Origin of the sequence: Brevibacterium ravenspurgense (assembly GCF_001584615.1) — a bacterium.
Classification (GTDB): Bacteria; Actinomycetota; Actinomycetes; order Actinomycetales; family Brevibacteriaceae; genus Brevibacterium; species Brevibacterium ravenspurgense.
In genome coordinates this window covers 552,797-576,180 of record NZ_LQQC01000010.1, presented here as the reverse complement: position 1 = coordinate 576,180, position 23,384 = coordinate 552,797, and the positions used below count along the sequence as shown (strand labels likewise).

Below are 23,384 nucleotides of genomic sequence, written 5' to 3'. Positions count from 1 at the left end.
CAGCGCCGTCAACTGCACATTTCGCTCTCGACGTAACGCCGAATGGTGGTGTCGTCACGGCACCGACTAGAATGCTTCAAGCCGACCAACCGAAAGGACACTGTGGCCAGGCACTCTGACCAGCCCCGCAGGCGGATCTCCGCATTCGCCGTTTCGAGCTTTCTCGCGTTCGTTCTCGTGCTGGTCACAGTTGTTCTGCCCGTCCCGTACATGGTCGAAACCCCCGGCCCGGTGTTCAACACGCTGGGGAAAGTCAAAGACACCGACAAAGACGTCGTTGAAATCACGGGAACGAAAACCTATCCCACTGACGGGCAGCTCAACATGCTCACCGTCGGCGTGGTCGGAGGTCCCGACCGCCACATGAGCGCACTGCGCGCATTCATGGGGGTTCTCAAGGGGACAGAAACCGTCGTGCCGACCGAATCCATGTACCCGCTGGACACAACCGGTGAACAGGTCAGCCAGACCAACACGGCGCAGATGACAAGCTCCCAGGACATCGCCACGGCCGCGGCGCTCAGCGAACTCGGCATGGACTACACAGTCCGCATGCGAGTGGCAGAAGACCCCGCTGACGGACCGGCGCGCGGCAAAGTCGCCCAGGGCGACACGGTGCTGGCCATCAACGGCAAAGAAGTCGAAGGTCCGGACGCCCTGCAGACAATCCACGCGGAAGTCGAGAAGGGCAGCCCGGTGGAGCTCCGCCTCGTAAGCGGGGGAAAGGAGCGGACCGAAACGGTCCAGCCGACCATGATCGACGGCAAACACCGGATGGGAGTTCTGCTGAACCAGGACTTCGACTTCCCCGTCGACGTGAAGTTCAACCTCGACAACATCGGCGGCCCATCAGCCGGCACGGTGTTTGCGCTGACGATCATCGACAAGCTGACCGAAGGGCCTCTGGCAGGTGACAAGAACGTCGCCGGAACCGGAGCGATCACAGCTGACGGCACCGTGCAGCCCATTGGGGGAGCGCGACAGAAGGTCGCCGCCGCAGACGATGCCGGCAGCGAATACTTCCTGTCCCCGCGTGACAACTGCGCAGAAGCGGTCGACGCCGCCAAGGGCCGTGACATCACAGTTGTGAGAATCGACAATCTCCACGCGGCGAAAACCGCGCTGGAGGACATTGCAGAAGACCGAACATCCGACCTGCCTTCGTGCAGCGCCGACAGGTGAGAGCCTTCGAAAGGAACCCCGTGTCCAACAGTCAGGAAACAGCGAAGCGCAAGGGCCCATCGCCTCTCGTGCTGACGATTGCCGCGGTCATCGCACTGCTGGCGCTCTACGTGGTGTTTGCGCAGATCTACACGGACGTCCTGTGGTTCTCCCAGGTTGACTACCTCGCGGTGTTCACCACGGAGTGGATCACTCGGATTGCCCTGTTCGCCGCCGGCCTGATTGTTATGGGGTTCGCGGTCTTCCTGCCGCTGTCACTGGCCTACCGGAAACGACCGGTCTATGTGCCGCAGACCCCGCAGCAGGAAAACCTCGACCGCTACCGCGAGGCGATTGAACCGCTGCGTCGACTCATGACGATTGTCATGCCGCTGGTGATCGGCGGCATCGGCGGTGTGTCGCTCAGTGGCGCGTGGAAAGAGGTGCTTCTGTTCCTCAACCCCACCTCGTTCGGCAAAGCCGACCCGGAATTCGGGCTCGACATTTCTTTCTACGTCTTCTCTCTGCCGATGCTCAGGGTCATCGGTGACTTCCTCGCAATGGCAGCACTGTTGTCCCTCGTGGCAGCAGCCGTGGCCCACTACCTGTTCGGCGGTATTCGTCCGGGTGAAGAAAAGGGCCTTCAGCTGACAAAAGCCGCTCGGGTGCAGCTGGCCGTGACCGCGGCGATTCTGGTTCTGCTGCAGGCAGGACGTATTTTCCTGCAGCGCTACACGAGGCTGATGGACGAATCCGGTCTTATGGCCGGCGCCAGCTACACGGCCGTGAACATCACGATCCCGGCTCTGCTCATCATCGCGATTGCCGCCGTGGTCGTGGCAGTTCTGCTGGCCGCAAATGCGTTCCGCGACATGTGGAAGCTCTCGGTGGTCTCGGTTGTCATGCTGCTGGTTCTCGGTGCGGTTTCCATCATCGGTCTGCCGGCAGCCGTGCAGCAGTTCATGGTCCAGCCGAGTGAACAGAGCCTGGAAAAGGACTACCTGCAGCGGAATATCGACGCGACTCGCGATGCCTACGGCATTGACGATGTCGAAGTGCAGCAGTACAAGCCTTCCACTGAAGGCGAACGAGGTGCCCTGAGGGCTGACGCTGACACTGCGGCTTCTATTCGCCTGCTGGATCCGAATCTGGTGTCGGACACGTTCCGTCAGCTGCAGCAGCAGCGTTCCTTCTATTCGTTCCCCGAACAGCTCGACGTTGACCGCTACGAGATCGACGGAAAACAGCAGGACACCGTGATCTCGGTTCGTGAACTGAACCCGGAATCGCAGGCGACGGCTTCATGGCTTAACCAGTCGGTTGTCTACACGCACGGTTTCGGCGTTGTCGCAGCCTACGGCAATAAGCAGGGCGCGGATGGCCGCCCGGCGTTCCTCGAACACAACATCCCGCCGACGGGTGAACTCGGCGAATACGAACCGCGGGTCTACTTCGGCGAACAGTCGCCCACCTACTCGATTGTCGGCGGCCCGGAGGACGGCGAGAAGCGCGAGATCGACTACCCGACGGACGATGACAAGGACGGCGGTGCTCAGGTCTACACCACATTCCAGGGCGATGGCGGACCGAATGTCGGCAAGCTGTTCAATCGCTTGGCCTTCGCCGTGAAGTTCCAGGACGAGCAGATCGTCCTGTCGGATGCGGTCAACCCGGAATCGCAGATTCTGTTCAACCGCAAGCCGCGGGAGAGAGTCAAGAAGGTCGCACCGTTCCTTGAAGTGGACGGCGATCCGTACCCCACGGTTGTCGACGGCCGCATCAAGTGGATTGTCGACGCCTACACCACAAGCTCGAACTACCCGTATTCGACGCCGCAGGTTCTGCAGGCCGTCACGGAAGACTCCAACACCCAGCGCCAGGGTGCTGTGGCTGCGCTTCCGCCGCAGAAGGTCAACTACATCCGCAACTCGGTGAAGGTCGCCGTCGATGCCTATGACGGTTCGATCGACATGTACGCGTGGGATGAAGAAGACCCAGTCCTGCAGTCATGGTCGAAGATCTTCCCGAACGCGCTCAAGCCGATCTCGGAAATCAGCGGCGACCTCATGAGCCACGTGCGCTACCCGGAGGACCTCTTCAAGGTGCAGCGTCAGCTGCTGACGCAGTACCACGTTCCGGATGCGAACTCGTTCTACACGAAACAGGACTTCTGGACGACGCCGCTTGACCCGACGGTCGCACGTGACAAGCAGCTCATGCAGCCTCCCTACTACATGACGCTGCAGATGCCAGGTCAGGAACAGCCCACGTTCTCGCTGACGTCGAGCTTCATTCCGCGCCCCATTGAGGGACAGACGCGCAACAACCTCACCGGCTATTTCGCAGCCAGCGGCGACGCGGGCAATGAAAAGGGCAAGGTTGCCGACGAATACGGTCGCCTGCGCCTGCTCCAGCTGCCGCGCAACACGACGGTTCCCGGCCCCGGCCAGGCGCAGAACAACTTCAACACCGAGCCGGCCATTCAGCAGAACCTCAACCTGCTGCGTCAGGGTGAATCGAAGGTGGAGAACGGCAACCTTCTTACGCTGCCGATCGGCGGGGGACTGCTGTACGTTCAGCCGGTGTACGTCCGTTCGCAGGGTGAGACTTCGTACCCGGTTCTGCAGCGAGTGCTTGTGGCATTCGGTGAGCAGATCGGCTTCGCTCCGACCCTTGACGAAGCACTTGACCAGGTGTTCGGCGGTGACTCCGGTGTGTCCGCGGGTGACCACGGACAGTCCGGCCAGGCTTCTGACGACGAAAAGGGCTCGGTCACAGCTGACGGCTCGAAGGACGGCGACAAGGGCAAGGCTGCCGGGGGAGCAGGACTTGATGAGGCTTTGAAGGAAGCCGATCAGGCAATGAAGGACTCTGACAAGGCCATGAAGGAAGGCAACTGGGACGAGTACGGCAAGGCTCAGGATCGTCTGCGCAAGGCACTGGAGAAGGCCATGAAGGCCGACGGCGTTGACACCGGTGCAGGCCAGGGTGGCGACACCGGTGGAGACCAGGGCGACCAGGACTGATGCCCGCAGCGTTCGCCCCGGCCGCTTGACGCAGCCGGGGCGGACGCTGCGTCAAGCGGGCTTGGCCAGCTGTTTTGCCCAGCGGGCTTGGCGGGGGCGGTGACCGTTTGTTGAGCACTGTGGTTGCTGGGTGGAATCGTTGCCGGGACACCTGCTGAAATGCGGTGCGATACACATCACACCCACTTAATTTGGTGTTCACCGCAAGGTTCCGTATAGTGGTACACGCACCGCGGGGTGGAGCAGTTCGGTAGCTCGCCGGGCTCATAACCCGGAGGTCGAGGGTTCGAATCCCTCCCCCGCCACCACGTTGAAATCCCGGGACATCGCAAAGATGTCCCGGGATTTTTTATGCTGTGCCGTTGCGCGCCGTCTGCGGCGCTGGGCTGTTCTCACGCTTTAATGCAGATTCACGCGTTAATGTGCTGCATTAAAGCGCAAATCTGCTTTTGCGCGTGAGTCTGGGGTGAAGGGGAGTCAACGCAGACTCACGCTGGCTTGCACTGGTCCCCGCCACCCGAAAACGCCCGAGGTGGAAGGCAGGGGAGAGTGGCACCTCGCCAGGTGTGAACGGAAAGGGCCCCGGCACAGAAGTGTCGGGGCCCTCGTCGTGGTTGCTCAGCGCCGCTGCGGGCCGTTCTCACGCTTTAATGCAGATTTGCGCGTTAATGTGCTGCATTAAACCGCAAATCTGCATTTACGCGTGAATCTGGGGTGAGGCGGGGCGTACGCAGCTCAGGCACAGGCTCCGCCTTAACCCTCAGAGGCTCTGGAACACGTCGAGGTTGTTGCGAATGCGCTGGGCAGCGTCTTCGACTTCCTCAGTCGATTTGCAGAAGCTGAAGCGAATGAAGCTGCGGAAGCGCTTCGCGGTTTCTGAACCCTCGCGGCACAGTGCTGTAGCCGGAATTCCCGTCACGCCGACTTTTCGGGTGAGCACGTCATTGACCGCCGTCGCGTCCTTGTCTGTCAGCTGCGAGAAATCGGCCAGCAGGAAGTACCCGGCCTGGGGTACATGGATCTGCATGCCCTGCACGTCTTCCAGCGCGCCCACGATGATTTCGCGGTTGTGCTGCAGAAGATCGCGGTTCTCCTTGGGGAACGACCATCCTTCGCCGATCGCCTGTGCGAGTGCCGCTTGGAGCGGATTGCCCACGGAGAACGTCATGTACTGCTGGATTGCCTGGCACGCCGCACGCACACGGGGAGAAGCAATGAGCCAGCCGATTTTCCACCCGGTGATGTTGAACGCCTTGCCGGCGGAAGAAACCGAGACGATACGCTCAGAACCCGGGTACCGGGCCGCGATTGGCTGGTAGTCGTTGTCGTCGAATACCAGGTGTTCGTAGACCTCGTCCGTGAGGATCCAGGCGCCCACGCGCTCCGCCGCGTCATAGATGCGATCGAGTGCCTCAGCGGAGAACACGGTCCCGGTGGGGTTGTGGGGTGAATTGACCAGAATCATCGATGCGCCCTCGACTTCACGTTCGAAGGCCGCCCAATCCGGCTGCCAGCTGTCCTCAGCGGGCAGGAGCGGTACTGTGGCGAACTCGCCCCCGGCCATTGCGACAGCCGCAGGGTAGGAATCGAAGAACGGCTCAAAGGTCACAAGCTTCCCGCCGCGCGGCAGCAGCGCCATGATGGCGCTCGTCAGCCCCTGGGTCGCGCCCACTGTGATGAGCACCTGCTCGGGCTCAACCTTGTGCCCGTATTCGCGTTCCCGCTGAGTGCACACGGCCTCGATGAGATCGGGACGACCCTGTCCCGGCGGGTACTGGTTCTCGCCGTCCTTCATAGCGCGATCGACAGCGTCGAGCAGCGGTGTGGGAGCAGGAATGCCGGGGGCACCCTGGCCGAGGTTGACCGCTCCCTGTTCAGCGGCGAACTTCGTCATAACCCCGAAGATCGTTTCGGTGGGCTTGCCGTCTGCATCCAGCAGACCGGCGGCCCGGTTGACCTCTTCTGGCAGAGGGCTGAGCTTTAGTGTCATGCGAGTTTCTCCAGGGCGGCTTGGTGCAGGTGTCCGTTCGATGCGACCGCATTGGGTCCAAACGGTCCCGGGCGGCCGTCAACGTCGGTGAAGACGCCGCCGGCTGCCTGCACGATGGGTACAAGGGCGGCCATGTCATACAGTTCGAGCTCAGGTTCTGCCGCGATGTCGACAGCACCTTCCGCTACGAGCATGTATGACCAGAAGTCACCATAGCCGCGCAGGCGCCACACCTGGTCTGTCAATGAAATAAAAGCGTCGCGGCGGCCAAGATCACGCCAACCGGACAGAGATGAGAAAGCCAGTGATGCATCGGCCAGTTCGCTGACTTCAGAAACGGAGATCTGTCGATCATCACCGTCAAACCTCAAGAAGGCGCCGCCGTCCGGGGTGCCCCACCAGCGGCGGCCGAGTGCCGGTGCGCTCACCATGCCCAAAAGGGGAGTGGCACCCTCGTACAGTCCGATGAGGGTGGCGTAGACCGGAACACCGCGGACAAAGTTCTTCGTCCCGTCGATGGGGTCGATGATCCAGCGGCGGGCGCTTTCACCGGAAGCACCGAATTCTTCCCCGTACAGCGAATCGTCGGGACGGTTGTCGACGATGATTTCGCGCAGGGCGTGTTCAACTGCGCGGTCAACGTCCGTCACGGGGGTCATGTCCGGCTTCTGCGAAACGCTGAAGTCCTGCGCGCGGAATGCAGGAAGCGACAGAGCGTCGGCTTTGTCAGCCAAATAGTGGGCAAGTTCGAGGTCGTCCATGCCCACCAGGCTAGTCGAACAGCTCAGTCAGTGCTGAGGCTGTCCAGAAGGCGGCGCAGCGAGTCCAGCCGAGCGGCCCCGCCCTGGCCTGCGCGGCCGTCGGCGACCCACGTGTCGAGAGCACACCCGGGGGAGTCTGCCTGGTGTTCGCAGCCGCGCGGGCAGTGTGCGGTGGCGGGTGCGAGGTCGGCAAACGCCGCGATGACGGTGTCCACGTCAACGTGCGCGAGGCCGAAGGAGCGCACACCCGGGGTGTCGATGATCCATCCGCCATCAGGCAGCGGCAGCGCCAGTGCGGATGAGCTGGTGTGCCGGCCGCGCCCGGTGACCTGGTTGACGTGGCCGGTGGCCCGGTCGGCCTCGGGGACGAGCGCGTTCATGAGCGTTGATTTGCCCACCCCGGAATGTCCGAGCAGCACACTGATCCTGTCGTGCAGACGTTCCGCGAGCTCCTCAGTCCTGGGCTGTCCGGAGTCATCAAATCCGCACGCGACGATCGGCACTCCCGTGTCTGCGAAGCGCTCGCGCAGAGCGTCGATCGGTGCGAGGTCAAGCTTGGTCACAGCGAGGATCGGTTCGATCTCGGCGTTGAAGGCAGCAGCAATCGCCCTGTCGATCAGCCCTTCCGAAGGCGCGGGATCAGCCGCGGCGGTGACGATGACCATCTGGTCGGCGTTGGCGACGATCACCCGTTCTGAGTCGTCATTGTCGTCGGCGCTGCGCCGCAGGATCGTCTTGCGGTCATCGAGTACGACAATGCGGGCCAGGGTTCCCTCGGTTCCCGAGGTATCGCCCACCAGTCGCACTCGGTCACCGGGGACCAGGGGAGTGCGTCTCAGGTGTGAGGCGCGGACGCCCGTGACGCTGACACCCGTGTCGAGTCGGGTGCGGTAGCGGCCCCGGTCGACCGATGTGATCATCCCGCCGATCGCGTCGTCATAGCTGGGCAGCTCTTTTGTCCTCCGCCTCTTGCCTTTTCGGTTGGGGCGGGGGCGGTAGTCCTCTTCTGTGAAGTTCGCGTAGCGGCCTGCCATCAGCCGAAAGCCTCGTCCCACATTCGGGTGAATGCGGGCAGTGTTTTGCTGACGGTGTCGGGGTCGTTGATGACAAGCCCCGGTCTGACCAGGCCCAGTACGGCTCCAGCCATGACCATGCGGTGGTCTGCGTAGGTGTTCCAGCCGCGGTCGGCGATGGAACCGGCATCGGGAGTGGGCGGGCCGGTGATGGTGAGGGAATCCTCGCCTTCATCGACCGTGACGCCGAAGGCTGACAATTCCGCTGCCAGTGCGCTGAGCCTGTCGGTTTCGTGCCCGCGCAGGTGGCCGATCCCGGTGATTCGCGAGGTGCCGCCGGCTGCCGCTGCCACTGCGGCGGTCACGGGGGTGAGTTCGCCGACGGATGACAGGTCGAGGTCCACCGGTTGCAGCTGCTTGGGTCCGCGGACCGTGAGTTCGCCGTCGATGAGTTCGCTTTCACCGCCGAAGGTTTCTGCGATGAAACGGAATTCATCACCTGCCTGCGTTGTGCGATCAGGCCAGTTCGGGATGGTGACTTCGCCGCCGGTGACAAGCGCTGCCGCGAGGAAGGTGGCAGCGTTCGACAGATCAGGTTCAACCGTGATGTCCAGCGGTGCGATCGGGCCTGGGTGCACACGCCAGACATTCGGTTCAGGGGTATCGACCGTGACACCGGCAGCGCGCAGCGTTTCGACCGTCATGTCGATGTGCGGGACAGAGGGCAGGGAAGCGCCCGTGTGGCGCACCGTGAGGCCCTCGGCAAAGCGCGGTGCCGCCAGCAGAAGTCCGGACACGAACTGGCTGGACTGACTGGCATCGATGTCGATGGACCCACCGCGGGGGACTGCGTCAACCGTCATGGTGAACGGCAGGGATTCGCTTTCAGCGCTGACATCCACCCCGAGCTCTCGGAGTGCAGACAGAACAGTGCCCATAGGGCGAACGCGGGCCTGCGCATCGCCGTCGAAGCGTGCTGAAACCCCGGCTGCGGCACTTGCGAATGGCACAAAGCGCATAACAGTGCCGGCCAGACCGCACTCGACCTCGGCCGGGGCATCTGGAACGCCTTCAATAGGAGTGATGCGCACAGCGTCACCGTCGTGCTCAACAGCACCGCCAAGAGCAGCCACCGCATCGAGCATCAGCTGAGTATCGCGAGAGATGAGCGGTGCCCGAAGAGTTGATGGCGCCTCGGCCAGTGCCGCCAGCACAAGCAGACGGTTGGTCAGCGATTTCGAACCGGGAACAGAAACACGAGCCCGCACCGGCTGAGAAACAGCTGGTGCGGGCCACGTGGCGAGAATGTCAGTCATCAGGAGTTCGGCGTAATGGCATCCATTGCCTTAGCGGACTGCTTTTCGATGCTGTCCCACGCGCTCTCGGCAGCGTGGCGGGCACGCCATGCCAGGCTGGGACGGCCGGCCGTGTCGACAGCTGCCAGCAGAGCACCGCCGAGCAGCGAAGTCTTGGTGACCAGCGAGTTCTTCTTCTCTGCCTCACCGTCCAGCTGTTCTGCAACAACATCGATGAGGTAGGTGCTCACCAGCAGGCCGGCGGACAGGCGCGGCATCTTGCCGATTGCAAGCAGGCTGCCGGCGGCGATCTGCGCAACACCGGCACCGCGGGCAACGAGGTCGGGGCTGACCTGGACGTCAAACTTTTCATCCAGGAGGCGGGTCAGAGGGGCGATAGAAGCGGACTGGGGGCGGCGTGCCCGGCTGACGCCGTTGGCGATGAACGACGAGGCAAGCATGGGGCGGGCAATAAGCCGTACAAGAGACAAAGCTGCGTCCTTTCTTTCGAGAGCACTCCCAGCATATCGCCCACGAGCGCAATCGGCAGAGTCGGTCGCTCCGCGGCGCCACCTCGGAATAGTTGCCCATGACAAGCCGTTGTGTTCAGTGAACAGATCGAGAGGAGACCGCATGGTTCTGTGCAAAGAGCGACAGGGGCCAGCTGAGGCTGCGGCGACCGGTGCGTCAGGCACCCGGACAGCTGACTTCCCAGAGGCCCCACATCACGGCGACGTAGCATTGACCGTGATGAGTGAACCGATTGATCTTGAACGCGAAACGGACGAAGAGCGCTCAGCGCGCTTCGAAGCCGACGCCCTGCAGTACGTCAACCAGCTGTACGCGGCCGCCATGCGCATGACCCGCAACCCCGCAGACGCTGAAGACCTCGTCCAAGAGGCGTATTTGAAGGCATACGCGGCCTTCCACCAGTACAAGCCCGGAACCAACCTCAAAGCGTGGCTCTACCGGATTCTGACGAACACGTTCATCAACAACTATCGGAAGAAACAGCGTCAGCCGCTGGAATCCAGTGATGATGACATTCAGGACTGGCAGCTGCACCGGGCGGCGAGCCACACCTCGAACCAGGGGCGTTCGGCCGAGCTCGAAGCTCTCGACCAAATGCCCGACTCCGACGTCAAAGAGGCACTGGCCAGCCTGCAGGATGACTTCCGGATGGTGGTGTACTACGCGGACGTCGAAGGTCTCCCGTACAAGGAAATCGCCGAAATCATGGACACACCAATCGGCACGGTGATGTCCCGTCTGCACCGTGGACGCCGTCAGCTGCGAGAAAAACTCGCTGACTACGCGGCGGAGCGGGGCATCGGCACAGCGAAGACGGAGGCGAAGAAATGACAGAGACAAATCGTTGGAGTTCGTGTCGCATGGAAAGCCTGGAGCGCATCTACGGCTACCTCGACGGTGAGCTCGGACCCGAAGCCTGTCAGGCAATCGAAGCTCATCTGCGCGACTGCGAAGAATGCTCTGACGAATACCAGATCGAATCGATGTTGAAGGAGCTCGTGCGCCGCTCGTGCAACTGCGATGTCGCACCGGAAGGGCTCGCTGATCGCATCCGCGCCAGGATCACGGTCGAGCGCACCCAGATCCACTGGCAGGGCTGAGCCGTCAGGGATGAGCTGTCAGGGCTGAGCCGTCGTCACCGTCGAATGACAGGCAGTACTGAATGACAGACTGCACGGCTGGCTGAAGTCAGCAGACAAACAAGAAGGGCGTGATGGTGATTAACACCATCACGCCCTTTGCGTCTATACGAGACCGAGGATCAGCGACCTGCGTTGGGGCGCTTGCCGTGGTTAGCGGGCTTGTTCCTGCGGTCCTTGCGCTTACGTCCGCGCTTGCTCATAATGATCTCCTCCTGGTCAACTACGGTATTCTTTCACACTGTTGCGCTCACGCCAAATAATGTGAGCTGCACCTCGTGTCAGCCGGTGACGTCGTCTACGCCCAGCCACTCAAACCAGCCGCGGTTGAGCACCAGCCATGACAACAGCCCGTAGCCTTCCTGACCGGGCAGACCTTCGCTCGATGTGGCAAGTTCTCGCTGCCAGACAGCGTGGTCTGCCAGGGGAGTGAAGCAGTCGACGTACGGGATGCTGCGGCGCAGCGCGACTTCCGAAAAACCGCGGTTGAGCTCTTCGATCTGACGGTTTTCGCTCTGACTGCGCCCGGGGGGCGGCCCGACAACGAATGCGGAGTATCCGCGGCTGAGGGCCTGGTCGAGGATATTGGCCAGGTTCAGACGGGATCGTGCCGTAGAAATTCCCGCGGCGATGTCTCCGCAGCCTGGCGCAAGCACCAGTCGCTTGTCGTCGTCATCGCCGTAGCGGAGCTCGGCCTCTGCGATGCAGCGGTCGGCAAACTGTGCGGAGTCTTCGCTCGGGGCAGCCAGAGTGTAGAACCTGGCGTTTTCGAGCGCTGGGTGAGTGCGAACAGCCACCCGGCCAACCCAGCCCAGTGCACGACCGTCGCCGTGGCCGGCAACCAGGTGGTCACCGGCCACGACGATCGATGTGCGCCTCTTCGGGGTCACTTATCGAAAACCCGCTTGATGACTTCGGCCTGTTCGTAGTCGTGAACCTTCTTCAGACCGGTAGCCGGGGCCGCCGAGGATGCGCGGCTGACGGGGCGCAGGGTGCGGCCGTCGAGCACGGGGTCCAGGTGCAGGGCCATAAACGGGTAAGCACCCTGGTTCTCCGGTTCTTCCTGAGCCCACACGATTTCGGCATCCGCCGGGTAGGCGCTGAGCACGTCCTTCACCGCGTCGGTGTCGAGCGGGTACAGCTGCTCCATGCGGACAATCGCCGTGGTCTCGTCGTTGCGCTTGCTGCGTTCGGCAACCAGGTCCCAGTAGAACTTGCCGGCGACAAGCACCACGCGGTTGACCTTGGAAGCGTCGACGGTCGTGTCCGGGATGATCGGCTCGAAGCGGCCCGAGGTGAACTGCTCGACGTCCGTGGCAGCTGCCTTGAGGCGCAGCATGGACTTAGGTGTGAAGACCACCAGGGGGCGCTTGTTCTCGGTGTGTGCGTGACGGCGCAGCAGGTGGAAGTGCGAAGCGCCGTTAGACGGGTAGGCAACCGTCATGTTGTTCTCTGCACACAGCTGGAGGAAGCGCTCGATGCGGGCCGAGGAGTGGTCCGGGCCCTGGCCTTCGTAGCCGTGGGGCAGCAGGAGGACAACACCGGAAAGCTGTTCCCACTTCTGTTCCGAGGACGTGATGTATTCGTCGATGATCGACTGTGCACCCTGCGCGAAGTCACCGAACTGGGCTTCCCACAGCACGAGGGCCTTCTTGTTCTCTACGGCATAGCCGTATTCGAAGCCCATGGCCGCGTACTCGCTCAGCAGGGAGTTATAGACCCAGAAACGAGCCTGCTCGTCGGTGAGGTTGGCAAGCGGCGTCCACTCGTTGCCGTTGTCGTGGTCGATCAGGACCGCGTGGCGCTGAGTGAATGTACCGCGGCGGGAGTCCTGACCGGCAAGGCGGACCGGGATGCCCTCCATGAGGACCGAACCGAAGGCCAGCAGCTCCGCGAAGCCCCAGTCGATGCCGCCGGAGCGGGACATTTCCTGACGCTTCTTGAGCAGGCTGCGCAGCTTCTTGTGGACTTCGAAGTCTTCGGGAACGTCAACGTGTGCGTCACCGATCTTTTCGACGATGTCTTTCGAAACTGCGGTTTCGATTTCGGTGCCGAAGTCGCTCGGTGCGATGTCGATCTTCTGCGGGAAGCCGGCGTCAGCGCCTGCGGACTTCTCGGCTTCCTTCGTTTCTTCGAAGGCAGCTTCGAGCTTGTTCTGGTAGTCCTTGACGACTTCGGAGACCTGTTCGTCGCTGATGAATTTACGGCCGACAAGCGATTCGGTGTAGAGCTTGCGCACCGAAGCCTTCTTGTCGATCAGCGAGTACATGACCGGCTGGGTCATCGACGGGTCGTCGCCCTCGTTGTGGCCGCGGCGGCGGTAGCACACGAGGTCGATGAAGATGTCGCGGTGGAACGTTTGGCGGAATTCGAATGCCAGGCGGGCAGCGCGGAAGACGGCTTCGGGGTCATCGCCGTTGACGTGGATGACCGGGGCCGAAATCGACTTGGCGACGTCGGTTGAGTAGAACGACGAGCGAGCCGATGCCGGCGGGGTGGTGAAGCCGACCTGGTTGTTGATGACCACGTGGATCGTGCCGCCGGTGCGGTAGCCGCGCAGTTCGGACTGCTGAATGGTTTCGAAGGCCACACCCTGACCTGCGACAGCGGCATCACCGTGGACGAGGATCGGCAGAACGCCGAAGCCCTCTTCGCCGTGGTCGAGTTCGTCCTGCTTGGCGCGCACAATGCCGCCGAGGACGGGGTTGACGGTTTCGAGGTGGCTGGGGTTTGCAGCAACCGACACCTTGGTGGTGTTTCCGGCGGGCGAGGTGAAGGAGCCGTCCATGCCCAGGTGGTACTTGACGTCGCCGGAGCCCTGGAAGGATTCGGGCGACTGCACGCCGTCGAATTCGCGGAAGATCTGTGCGTAGGACTTGCCCGCGATGTTCGTCAGCACGTTGAGGCGGCCGCGGTGGGCCATGCCGATGGCGACTTCTTCCAGACCTGCGTCAGCTGCTTCGTTGGCGATTTCGTCCAGCAGGACGATGGTCGATTCGCCGCCTTCGAGCGAGAAGCGCTTCTGGCCGATGTACTTGGTCTGCAAGAAGGTCTCAAAAGCCTCTGCCGCGTTGAGACGGCCCAGGATGTGGCCCTGTTCTTCGCGGGTGAGCTCTTCGTGGGGGATTTCGATCTTCGACTGGAACCAGCGGCGCTGCTCCGGGTCGGCGATGTGCATGTATTCGTAGCCGGTCGTGCGGCAGTAGGCGTCGCGCAGCAGGCCGAGGATGTCGCGCAGGGGCATGACGGGCTTGCCGCCGAAACCGCCGGTTGCGAAGGAGCGCTCGAGGTCCCACAGGGTGAGGTCGTGGTTGTTGATGTCGAGGTCCGGGTGCGTGCGCTGGCGGTAGACCAGGGGGTCGATGTTCGCCATGAGGTGACCGCGCGTGCGGTACGAGTCGATGAGCTCGATGACGCGGGCGGTCTTGTTGACATCGTCGGTGTCGGATGCGTCGAGGTCGGGCATCCAGCGGACCGGTTCGTAGGGCAGCTGGAGGGACTCGAAGATTTCGTCGTAGAAGCCGTCGCCGCCCAGCAGGTACTCGTGGACGAGCTTGAGGAACTCACCCGAGCCCGCACCCTGGATGACGCGGTGGTCGTAGGTCGAGGACAGGGTGACGACCTTGGAGACGGCCAGGCGGTTGATGGTCTCCTGGCTTGCGCCCTGGAATTCTGCCGGGTAGTTCATTGCGCCGACGCCGACGATGGCGCCCTGGCCGCGCATGAGGCGGGGGACGGACATCATGGTGCCGATGCCGCCGGGGTTGGTCAGCGACACGGTGGTGCCGGCGAAGTCCTCAGCACCGAGCTTGCCGCCCCGACCGCGTTCCACGAGGTCGTCGTAGGCGGCCATGAATTCGCGGAATGTCAGGGTGTCAGCAGCCTTGACGTTGGGTACGAGCAGCATGCGGGTGCCGTCGGGCCGGGGAACGTCGATCGCAAGACCGAAGTTCACGTGGGCCGGCTGCACCATTGCGGGCTTGCCGTCCTGTTCGTCGTAGTAGACGTTCTGGGTGGGCATGGCCTTGAGTGCCCTGATCACGGCGAAGCCGATGATGTGGGTGAAGGAGACCTTGCCGCCGCGGGTGCGCTTGAGGTGCGAGTTGATGACGATGCGGTTGTCGATCATCGCCTTGGCGGGAAGCTGGCGGTAGGACGTTGCGGTGGGGACGTTGATGGAGTCGTCCATGTTGACGGCAACGGCCTTGGCCGGTCCGCGCAGTTTCGTGACCTTGTCTTCGGCGTCCTGAGGTGCCGAGGCGGACTTCTGCGCGCTGCCGGCTGCAGACTTCTTGGAGGCGGCGGTCTTGGATTCGGCCTTCGGGGTTTCCGCTTCCGTCGACGAAGGGGTTACGCCCTTGGACGACGTCGAGCTCTTCTTCTGTGTGCTCTGCGAAGATGCGGCGGGGGCCTTCTTCTGCGGGGCCGCCTTCTGTGCGGCAGGGGCCGAATCGCTGCTCTGAGCTTCGTACTTTTCGAAGACCGGCCACCAAGCCTTGTCTACTGAGTTCTTGTCTTTCAGGTACTGCTCGTAGAGCTCCTCAACCAGCCATTCGTTCGAGCCGAAGTCTTCGGCCGTGATGGTCGGGTTCGATTCAGACACGGCGCTGATCGCCTTCTTCCTAAGCTTCGGTGGGTACAACGACGTCGCGAACCAGTCTAGCCAATTGAACCGGCAGTATCCCGCATGGTTTCAATTTCGGCTGTGTCATCTGTCACCTTGCCCTTTGCGGGGCTGGTTCCCTGTGCGGTTGCCGTGTCATTTCCTGCTTGCTGTTCGCTACGATGGCCTCATGAAATATGCCAGTTTCGGCCCGGCGTTGACCGTCGGGCTCATTCGCGCCTCGGAGATGTTCGGGGTTGTTCTGTAGTGGAGTGGCTGTATCTGGGCTTGGCCCTCCTCATGATCGTCGGCACGGGCTATTTTGTGGCCGGCGAATTCTCTCTCCTGACGCTCGATCGGCACGATGTCGACAAAGCGCTTGCCGAAGGGCAGCGCGGCGCCAAGTACCTCGATCTTGGCCTGAAGCATCTGTCTACCCAGCTGTCTGCCGCGCAGGTCGGCATTACGCTCACGACCCTTTTGACGGGCTACTTGATGGAGCCGTCGGTCGGCGTGATTCTCCGACGCCTTTTCGGTGCGTTTGACCTTCCAGCTGCCGCCTCGCAGTCTCTGTCGCTTGTCATTGCACTCATCATTTCGACGTTCTTGTCGATGGTGATCGGTGAGCTTGTGCCGAAGAATATGGCCATTGCCTCTCCGATGGCGGCAGCGAAGATCGCTGTTCCGTTTCAGTATTTCTTTTCGGTTGCCTTCAAGCCGGTTATTGCGTTCCTCAACGGGTCGGCGAATAAGGCGCTGCTCTCTATGGGAATTGAGCCGCAGGAAGAGTCTTCAGCGGGTCGGTCGGCTGACGAACTGACCGCGCTTGTTCGGCACTCTGCTGACGAAGGCGCAATTGATGAGCAGACGGCCGACCTCGTGGCCCGCACCCTGAGCTTTTCTGAACTCACCGCAGAGGACATCATGACTCCGCGCACGCGCATGGTGTCTGTCAATAAGGACTCCACTGCTGCCGACATCATCGCGCAGGCCCGCTCGACTGGCTTTTCGCGTTTCCCGGTGGCGGGGGACTCGCGCGATGACATCGTCGGCGTTGTGCATGTCAAGCACGCGATCGCCGTTCCCTTCAGCAAGCGTGAGGACGCCTACGCCGGTGGTCTTATGTCGGAGCTGCGCGAGGTGCCTGACACTTTGGAACTGGAGCCTCTCCTCCTGCTTCTGAGGCAGGAAGGGAACCAGGTTGCCGTCGTCATTGACGAATACGGGGGCACTGCTGGTCTTGTGACGCTGGAAGACGTGGTCGAGGAGCTTGTCGGCGAAGTCGCGGATGAGCACGACCGACTGCGCGTTATGGTGCGGCCCGCTCGTGACGGCTCGTGGATCGTGCCGGGCATGATGCGTCCGGACGAGGTAGTGGAGGCCACCGGTATGGAGATTCCCTCGGACTCTGACTACGAGACCATGGCCGGACTCGTTCTCTATCGCTTGGGTGAAATTCCCAAGGTCGGTGCGCGCATCAGCATTGACGGCGCTGACCTTGTGGTCGAGCGGATGATGGGGCACCGGATTGAGCGTCTGCGCATGATCCCCGACTATTCGAGGACGGCGCTGTGAACGACTGGTTGGGACTTCTGTGGCTTGTCGTCCTCATTTTGGGCAATGCCTTCTTTGTGGCTGCTGAATTCAGCGTTGTGTCGGCACGTCGATCGCAGATTGAGCCCTTGGCTGATCAGGGGCGTCGCTCGGCTAAGACCGCGCTGTACGCGATGGAACACGTGTCTCTTATGCTGGCGATCTGCCAGCTGGGCATTACGGTCTGCTCCCTAATGCTCGGCAACGTTGCTGAGCCGGCTATTCATCACCTCTTGGCGGGTCCGCTCGAGTGGATGAAGATTCCTCCGGCTGCCGCGAGTGCCATCGGCTTCGCGATTGCGCTCTCCATCGTGACGTTCTTGCACGTGGTCGTCGGCGAAATGATTCCGAAGAACATTGCCTTGGCGGAAGCAAAGCATGCGGTGCTGCTTTTGACACCGCCGCTGGTGGTGTTGTCGAAGATCTTCGGCTTTGTCATCCATCCGCTCAACACTTTCTCCAATGCGCTGCTGAAGCTGTGCGGAATCACTCCGCGCGATGATGTCAATGCTGCCTACACAGTCGAAGAAGTCCAGGCGATCGTCGCCGAATCCAAACGCGAAGGTCTGTTGGCCGACGAAGGCGGGCTGCTCAAGGGAGCTTTGGAGTTCTCGGACAAAAAGGCCTCCGATGTCATGGTTCCCATTCAGAAGGTCGTCACTGTCGCAGCAGATGTGACTCCGGAGCGGATTTCCAGCCTGGTGGGGCAGAAGGGCTTTTCGCGATTCATTGTGCTCGGTGCTGATGGCACGCCCGATGGCTACCTTCACGTCAAGGACATCCTCTATGTCGAGGACGAAGTCGACTATGAAAAGCCCGTGCCCTCGAAGCGCTTCCGTTCGCTTGTCACGATTTCGGCTGATGACGAAATCGAAGATGCTCTGCAGCGCATGCAGGAAGCCGGCAATCATGTCGGCTGCGTCATGAGTGCAAAGGGCAAGCCGGTCGGCGTGCTGTTCCTTGAGGATGTGCTCGAGGAGCTCGTGGGTGAGGTTCGCGATGCAATGCAGCGCGAGTCGGCCAGCTGATGAGGATGTGAAGTGCGTCTCGGCGGTGATCTGCCTGTGATCAACACGCTCGTTGCGTAACAGAATTGTGAAGATCGTTATTGGTCGTTACACTGCTGTAACATCGAGTGCCGTCGATGACGGTGCATCCGTGAATGTTTTTCTGAGGGAGGATCGTGGACGCAGGATCGAACGGCCAGCCTATGCGCCGACGCGACATTCGCCGCGCAGAGAAGCGCTCTGCACGTCGCGCCAAGTTCAGCTTTATGCGCCGCCCCGAGGCCGCACCTGCAGTTGCTGAAGCGCATGCTTCCGATACAGCCCTTGCGCCGGCTGTCACCGCTCCTGTTGCCGCCGCGACTGTTCGCGGATCCGACGGTTCTCGTCTTCGCGCCTACCGCATGCGCCGCCGCCTTGCCGGTTCGTCTGTCGCTGCAGTCGCAGCACTCGGCGTGATCGGCGGTGGCTTCGCTGTCATGAGCTCCAGCCTGGGGTCGTCTGCCTACGCGAAGGCTGAAGCGTTCGGCGATGCACCGGACGGTCTGCGCGCAGAAGCCGTTGACGGCGCCGGCGGTCAGGGTGGCGATTCGACCTCAGGTCAGGACAGCAGCCTGTCCGGCGGTGTTCTGAGCTCTGAGGGCGGCAAGGCCCACGCGGCTTCGCGCACCATTGAGCGCACTGCGCTTCCAGGCTGCTCCGGTGAAGCGCCGACGGGCGAAGCCAAGAATGGAGAGCTCCCGGATGACTGGATGTGCAAGATCGGCAAGGGCGGGCACAAGCTCCGCGCTGACGCAGCAGTCGCCTTTGCTCAGATGAACGCCGCCTACAAGGCGGACACCCGCAAAGAACTCGAGGTCACCGACAGCTACCGTCCCATCGGATCGCAGCAGGCAGTTGCCGCTTCCAAGCCCGGACTTGCTGCCAAGCCCGGCACCTCGATGCACGGCTGGGGCATTGCCGTTGACTTCGGCGGTGGCGCCGAAACTGCCAGCGGCCAGCAGTACGACTGGCTTGTCGCTCACGCAGGCGAGTACGGCTGGGAAAACCCCGATTGGGCTAAGTCCAGCAAGTACGAGCCGTGGCACTGGGAGTATGTGCCGGCTCGCAAAATGATCAAGGGTCACTGATCCTTTCGGCTTTCTGACGCGTGATACAGTTGGAGAGCTTTTCGCCCGCGTAGCTCAGTGGATAGAGCGTCTGCCTCCGGAGCAGAAGGTCGTAGGTTCGAATCCTGTCGCGGGCACGAGATAAGGTCCCTGATCTAACGGAAACGTTGATCAGGGACCTTCTTCATGCCTGTCTCTAAGGGGGCGTGTGTGCACTGAGGGGCGCAATATTCAACGGGCCGCCGGCTGCATGGGGCTGCCCAAGGGATGATGGGCTCATGTGCATCGACGAGTTCTTCCAGGAGTCGCTCGTCGCTGTGGCCGGACCCGCTTGAGCCGGTCTGCTGGGGGGATATCCTGCTATGGCAATTGTGATGGCAGCATTGCTCTTTGGTGCCGGTGGGCTGATAACTCGATCCTGATGTCAGGTTCCAGGGCTGTCCCGTCCACTGTAGCGCCAGCCGAAGCAGTACTCGATCCGCATTGGTATCGCGGCAGCTACTGTGCTTGAGTGCTTCGCACGTATTCGCTCACGTCCGCGACCGCAGACTTCGCTGTGCGGGCGGCACCGATGATGGTCGCGGAGGAAAACCCCGTCCAATCGCCATACCCCAACAGGTGCAGACCAGGAACATCGATGCTTCGAGTTCCCGCGGTGACTGGATGCCCGTTCTCCCAGGTCAATTCGAGACCCTTGAGATGCTTGAGGTGTGGTTTGAAGCCGGTGCACCAGATGATGGCATCACAGCTGTACTCACTGCCGTCGGCCCACGAAACCCCAGTCGAGGTCAATCGTTCGAACATCGGCGAGGCGCTCAGGTCGCCACGATCGCGTGCAGCCCGAACGGGCGGGACCATGACGATATCGCCGAGCCCCGACACGCCATCGTGGTCGCGCCCGGCCCGCTGGGCCGCCTCGCGGGCGGTGGCAACATCGAAAAGCACTCGTCCATCGACGTCATCAGGCATGAACCGTGGTCGGCGCTGCGTCACCCACAGTGTCTGCGCCACGGTCGAGACTTCCGAGACGATCTGGGCGGCGGAGTTCCCACCGCCGACGATGACGACCCGTTGGTCGGTGTAGTCCTCGGGCGAATCGTATTCAACGGTGTGCAGCTGTCGTCCCGTGAAATCCTCACAGCCCGGATAGTGAGGGACATAGGGGCGTTGCCATGTTCCGGTGGCGCTGATGACCGCCGTGGTCTCCAGGGTGCCGGTATCGGTATCGACGAACAGCTGCCCCCGGCCCTGGTAGACATTGCTGACGTGGACCGGGCGTTGAACGGGTAAATCGTAACGGTGTTCGTACCGGGTCAGGTAGTCAACGACATGATCGGCGGTGGGAAATGACTCGCCCTTCTGCGCAGGCATCGGCCAGCCTGGCAGTGGACTGTATTCGGCGGGTGAAAACAGACGCAACGACTGCCACCCGTGCTGCCAGGCTCCACCGGGGCCGGCGTGGTCGTCGAGAATCACGAATTCGAGACCTGCTCTGCGAAGAAAATATCCAGCGGCGAGGCCGGCCTGCCCACCGCCGATGACTACGACATCAGTCATTCGGTGCCCCCTCAATCTTGACCGAGTAAGTCAGCCACGAGTGCCTCGATGCGGGTCTTGATGTTGTCGCGGATCAGGCGAACCGCTTCGATGCCCTGGCCTGCTGGGTCATCGAGTTCCCAGTCCTCGTAGCGCTTTCCCGGGAAGAAGGGGCATGCGTCGCCACAGCCCATGGTGATGACCGCGTCTGAGTCCTGCACAGCCTCGTCTGTGAGAACTTTCGGCTGCTCGGCGGAGATGTCGATGCCGTCTTCGCTCATCGCCTCGACCGCGATGGGGTTGATGTGTTCGGCCGGGACGGATCCTGCTGAGCGGACTTCGATGCGGCTGCCCGCATAATGGCGCAGGTAGCCGGCTGCCATTTGGGAACGGCCAGCGTTGTGGACGCACACGAATAAGACAGAGGGTTTGTGGTCAGTCATAGGGGCGGTCTCTCTTTCGATCAGCTGGTAAGGGAATCGAGTAGGGCCTGGACGCGGGTCGCAAGATCGTCGCGGATGAGTGTCGCTGTTTCAGGAGAGGCCAGTGCTGGGTCCGCGACTGCCCAATCCTCGTAGCGCAGCCCGGACACGATGGGGCAGGCGTCGCCGCAGCCCATCGTGATCACGACATCAGCCGCACGAATCGCGTCATCGGTCAACGGCTTTGGGAACAGTTCCCCGACGTTCTCTCCGTCCAGGTTGCCGATGAGTTCGGCGACGTTCGGGTTGATTCCGGCCGCGGGAGTCGAACCTGCGGAGCGGGCGATGACCTTACCTCCGGATAAGTGACGTGTCAGGGCCGCGGCGAGTTGGGACCGGCCTGCATTGGCGACACAGATGAAGAGGACCTGCGGAGGTGCGCTGGCTCGGTCCCGGGTGATGTCAGCCAAGCGCTGCTTCGCGAAGCGCTCGGTCAAGGGGATGAGGCAGCGAGTGGTTTTCGCCGATCGAGCAAGCGCTGTGTGGGAATCGCGCACGATGCCGGTGACGGTCTCTGGCGACACACCAGCCGACGTTGCCGAAAGGTCTGCGGCCAAACGGCTGATGTGGGCATCGACGTCGACGGCACTGCCCACCATTGTTGCCTCGGGCGGCGGGTTTGGTGCGATGACGGCGGGGGCGAACCCCTCCAGCAGAGCGCTCACAGCGGCCTGGCGACCAGCGGCAATCGAGTACCAGACCCAGGTGCCGCGACGTTGAGAGTCAAGCAGCCCCACTGTCTTCAGCACTTTCAAATGATGAGAGACAGTTGGCTGAGAAACATCGGCAAGCTCTGCAAGGTCGCAGACACATGACTCTCCACGCGGATCAGTGCTGATCGCTGAGAGCATCCGCAGCCGCAGAGGGTCAGCGAGTGCCTTGAGTGTGCCGGCAAGCGTCGTCGCGACGTCGAGAGCGATGGCGTGGGACGGGTCGGGGGCACACGGTTCATCGGCAGTCGGGGTCATAGTGGTTTCAGTCATGACGAGCTCGACTCCGTGGCGTAGGGGTCAGTGCGGAACCATGCCTTCGCGGCCCAGAGTGAGACATAGACGAGGCCGACCAGAACAGGAACCTCAATGAGGGGGCCGACGACTCCAGCCAGGGCCTGTCCGCTGGCAGCGCCGAAGGTGCCGATGGCGACGGCAATCGCGAGTTCGAAGTTGTTGCCCGCTGCCGTAAACGCCAGTGTTGTGGATCGAGCGTAGCCAAGACCGAGGCTCTTGCCGAGCAGGAGACCGGCGAACCACATCAGCGAGAAGTAGACCAGCAATGGCAGTGCGATTCGAGCGACGTCCAACGGTTGACTGGTGATCTGCTCGCCCTGGAGCGCGAAGAGCAGCACGATCGTAAACAACAGGCCGTAGAGCGCCCAGGGCCCCACTCGGGGAATGAACTTCTCTTCGTACCACTGACGGCCGCGACGTTTCTCGCCGATCCACCGTGAGGCGAATCCGGCGATCAGGGGGACGCCGAGGAAGACGAGCACGTTGAGAGCGATCTGGCCCATTGACACGTCCAGGCCCTGTGTATCAAGTCCCAACCACGTGGGCAGGACAGTGAGGTAGAACCAGCCGAGGACTGAGAACATGACCACCTGGAAGATCGAGTTGATCGCGACCAGCACAGCGGTTGCCTCTCGGTCACCGCAGGCGAGGTCGTTCCAGATCACGACCATGGCAATACAGCGGGCCAGGCCGACGATGATCAATCCAGTGCGGTATTCGGGGAGGTCTGGTAGGAACAACCAGGCCAGAGCGAACATCACGGCGGGCCCGACCAACCAGTTGAGGATCAATGACGAGATCAGCAGCTTCTTATCGCCGGTGACATCGGCGACCTTGTCATAGCGGACTTTAGCGAGGACGGGGTGCATCATGACCAGCAAGCCAAGGGCGATCGGCACTGAGATGCTGCCGACTTCCAAATGGGAAAGAAGCTCAGAGACCCCTGGGATCAGCCGGCCGAGGAGGAGGCCCGCGATCATGGCCAGGCCGATCCAGGCCGGCAGCCACTTATCCAGTGTCGACAGGCGTGCGGGTGTTGTCTGCTGTGTGGTGGTGTCTGCAGTCATGCCGGGAGCTCCTTGATCTTGTATCGACACGCATCTATATTGACGCGTGTCGATATAGGAGGCAATT

At 62.0% G+C, this 23,384-nt stretch carries 19 protein-coding genes and 2 tRNA genes; 9 read left to right on the top strand and 12 right to left on the bottom strand.

Going from position 1 to position 23,384, the window contains the following annotated elements:
- The first annotated feature begins 102 nt into the window (after positions 1-102).
- The 3 genes from Bravens_RS07165 (at position 103) to Bravens_RS07155 (ending at position 4,495) form a co-directional block, all read left to right on the top strand.
- Positions 103-1,182 carry a YlbL family protein gene (locus Bravens_RS07165; RefSeq protein ID WP_062021787.1) on the top strand — a complete coding sequence of 360 codons (1,080 nt, stop codon included), beginning with the start codon at positions 103-105 and terminating at the stop codon, positions 1,180-1,182.
- 20 nt (positions 1,183-1,202) lie between these two features.
- On the top strand, positions 1,203-4,187 hold the full coding sequence (locus tag Bravens_RS07160) for a UPF0182 family membrane protein (protein ID WP_062021784.1): 2,985 nt from the start codon (positions 1,203-1,205) through the stop codon (positions 4,185-4,187).
- Positions 4,188-4,418: 231 nt separating this feature from the next.
- Positions 4,419-4,495, top strand: a tRNA-Met gene (locus tag Bravens_RS07155).
- Between the two features lie 452 nt (positions 4,496-4,947).
- Here Bravens_RS07155 and Bravens_RS07150 read toward each other — a convergent pair.
- The 5 genes from Bravens_RS07150 to Bravens_RS07130 are packed head-to-tail and all read right to left on the bottom strand — an operon-like array spanning position 4,948 to position 9,737.
- Complete coding sequence (locus Bravens_RS07150; protein ID WP_062021781.1) at positions 4,948-6,177, bottom strand: aminotransferase class I/II-fold pyridoxal phosphate-dependent enzyme; 1,230 nt, start codon at positions 6,175-6,177, stop codon at positions 4,948-4,950.
- Positions 6,174-6,938, bottom strand: a complete 765-nt coding sequence (gene hisN, locus Bravens_RS07145; protein WP_019175465.1) for a histidinol-phosphatase — start codon at positions 6,936-6,938, stop codon at positions 6,174-6,176. Before hisN ends, Bravens_RS07150 begins: the two co-directional genes overlap by 4 nt.
- Positions 6,939-6,961: 23 nt before the next feature.
- Entirely contained in the window at positions 6,962-7,972 is a 1,011-nt protein-coding gene (gene rsgA, locus Bravens_RS07140; protein WP_062021778.1) for a ribosome small subunit-dependent GTPase A, read from the bottom strand.
- Positions 7,972-9,267, bottom strand: a complete 1,296-nt coding sequence (gene aroA / locus Bravens_RS07135) for a 3-phosphoshikimate 1-carboxyvinyltransferase (protein ID WP_062021775.1) — start codon at positions 9,265-9,267, stop codon at positions 7,972-7,974. Before aroA ends, rsgA begins: the two co-directional genes overlap by 1 nt.
- Positions 9,267-9,737: a DoxX family protein gene (locus tag Bravens_RS07130; RefSeq protein WP_082784735.1), complete on the bottom strand. Its 471-nt coding sequence runs from the start codon at positions 9,735-9,737 to the stop codon at positions 9,267-9,269. Before Bravens_RS07130 ends, aroA begins: the two co-directional genes overlap by 1 nt.
- A 259-nt stretch (positions 9,738-9,996) precedes the next feature.
- On the opposite strand from Bravens_RS07130, the gene Bravens_RS07125 reads away from it, so the two are divergent.
- Positions 9,997-10,608, top strand: coding sequence for a sigma-70 family RNA polymerase sigma factor (locus Bravens_RS07125; RefSeq protein WP_062022322.1), 612 nt, complete (start codon positions 9,997-9,999; stop codon positions 10,606-10,608).
- Entirely contained in the window at positions 10,605-10,877 is a 273-nt protein-coding gene (gene rsrA / locus Bravens_RS07120; protein ID WP_062021772.1) for a mycothiol system anti-sigma-R factor, read from the top strand. The genes Bravens_RS07125 and rsrA overlap by 4 nt, the downstream gene beginning before the upstream one ends.
- Positions 10,878-11,038: 161 nt before the next feature.
- Here rsrA and Bravens_RS10915 read toward each other — a convergent pair whose 3' ends face one another.
- The 3 genes from Bravens_RS10915 to Bravens_RS07110 all read right to left on the bottom strand — a co-directional run bounded on the left by Bravens_RS10915 (position 11,039) and on the right by Bravens_RS07110 (position 15,519).
- A complete protein-coding gene (locus Bravens_RS10915) occupies positions 11,039-11,119 on the bottom strand; it encodes a 50S ribosomal protein bL37 (RefSeq protein ID WP_370919328.1) in 81 nt (26 codons plus the stop codon).
- A 78-nt stretch (positions 11,120-11,197) separates the two neighbouring features.
- The gene (locus Bravens_RS07115) at positions 11,198-11,806 is read right to left on the bottom strand and encodes a GDSL-type esterase/lipase family protein (RefSeq protein WP_062021769.1); all 609 of its coding nucleotides are present in this window, start codon (positions 11,804-11,806) and stop codon (positions 11,198-11,200) included.
- The gene (locus Bravens_RS07110; RefSeq protein WP_062021766.1) at positions 11,803-15,519 is read right to left on the bottom strand and encodes a multifunctional oxoglutarate decarboxylase/oxoglutarate dehydrogenase thiamine pyrophosphate-binding subunit/dihydrolipoyllysine-residue succinyltransferase subunit; all 3,717 of its coding nucleotides are present in this window, start codon (positions 15,517-15,519) and stop codon (positions 11,803-11,805) included. Before Bravens_RS07110 ends, Bravens_RS07115 begins: the two co-directional genes overlap by 4 nt.
- 267 nt (positions 15,520-15,786) lie before the next feature.
- Between Bravens_RS07110 and Bravens_RS07100 the strand changes: the two genes are divergently transcribed.
- The 4 genes from Bravens_RS07100 to Bravens_RS07085 all read left to right on the top strand — a co-directional run bounded on the left by Bravens_RS07100 (position 15,787) and on the right by Bravens_RS07085 (position 19,362).
- Complete coding sequence (locus tag Bravens_RS07100) at positions 15,787-17,094, top strand: hemolysin family protein (RefSeq protein WP_062021760.1); 1,308 nt, start codon at positions 15,787-15,789, stop codon at positions 17,092-17,094.
- On the top strand, positions 17,091-18,140 hold the full coding sequence (locus Bravens_RS07095; protein ID WP_062021757.1) for a hemolysin family protein: 1,050 nt from the start codon (positions 17,091-17,093) through the stop codon (positions 18,138-18,140). Before Bravens_RS07100 ends, Bravens_RS07095 begins: the two co-directional genes overlap by 4 nt.
- Before the next feature lie 155 nt (positions 18,141-18,295).
- Positions 18,296-19,246 (top strand): M15 family metallopeptidase, encoded by a 951-nt coding sequence (locus Bravens_RS07090; protein ID WP_062021755.1) that lies wholly within the window; start codon positions 18,296-18,298, stop codon positions 19,244-19,246.
- A 43-nt stretch (positions 19,247-19,289) separates the two neighbouring features.
- Positions 19,290-19,362 (top strand) — tRNA-Arg (locus Bravens_RS07085).
- 361 nt (positions 19,363-19,723) lie between these two features.
- Here Bravens_RS07085 and Bravens_RS07080 read toward each other — a convergent pair.
- Genes Bravens_RS07080 through arsB form a run of 4 tightly spaced genes read right to left on the bottom strand, consistent with a single transcriptional unit; the run spans position 19,724 to position 23,317 of the window.
- Positions 19,724-20,782, bottom strand: coding sequence for an ArsO family NAD(P)H-dependent flavin-containing monooxygenase (locus tag Bravens_RS07080; RefSeq protein WP_062021753.1), 1,059 nt, complete (start codon positions 20,780-20,782; stop codon positions 19,724-19,726).
- 11 nt (positions 20,783-20,793) lie between these two features.
- Entirely contained in the window at positions 20,794-21,204 is a 411-nt protein-coding gene (locus tag Bravens_RS07075) for an arsenate reductase ArsC (RefSeq protein ID WP_062021751.1), read from the bottom strand.
- A 20-nt stretch (positions 21,205-21,224) separates the two neighbouring features.
- Complete coding sequence (locus Bravens_RS07070; protein ID WP_062021749.1) at positions 21,225-22,226, bottom strand: metalloregulator ArsR/SmtB family transcription factor; 1,002 nt, start codon at positions 22,224-22,226, stop codon at positions 21,225-21,227.
- Positions 22,223-23,317: an ACR3 family arsenite efflux transporter gene (gene arsB, locus Bravens_RS07065; protein WP_062021746.1), complete on the bottom strand. Its 1,095-nt coding sequence runs from the start codon at positions 23,315-23,317 to the stop codon at positions 22,223-22,225. Before arsB ends, Bravens_RS07070 begins: the two co-directional genes overlap by 4 nt.
- Positions 23,318-23,384 lie beyond the last annotated feature (67 nt).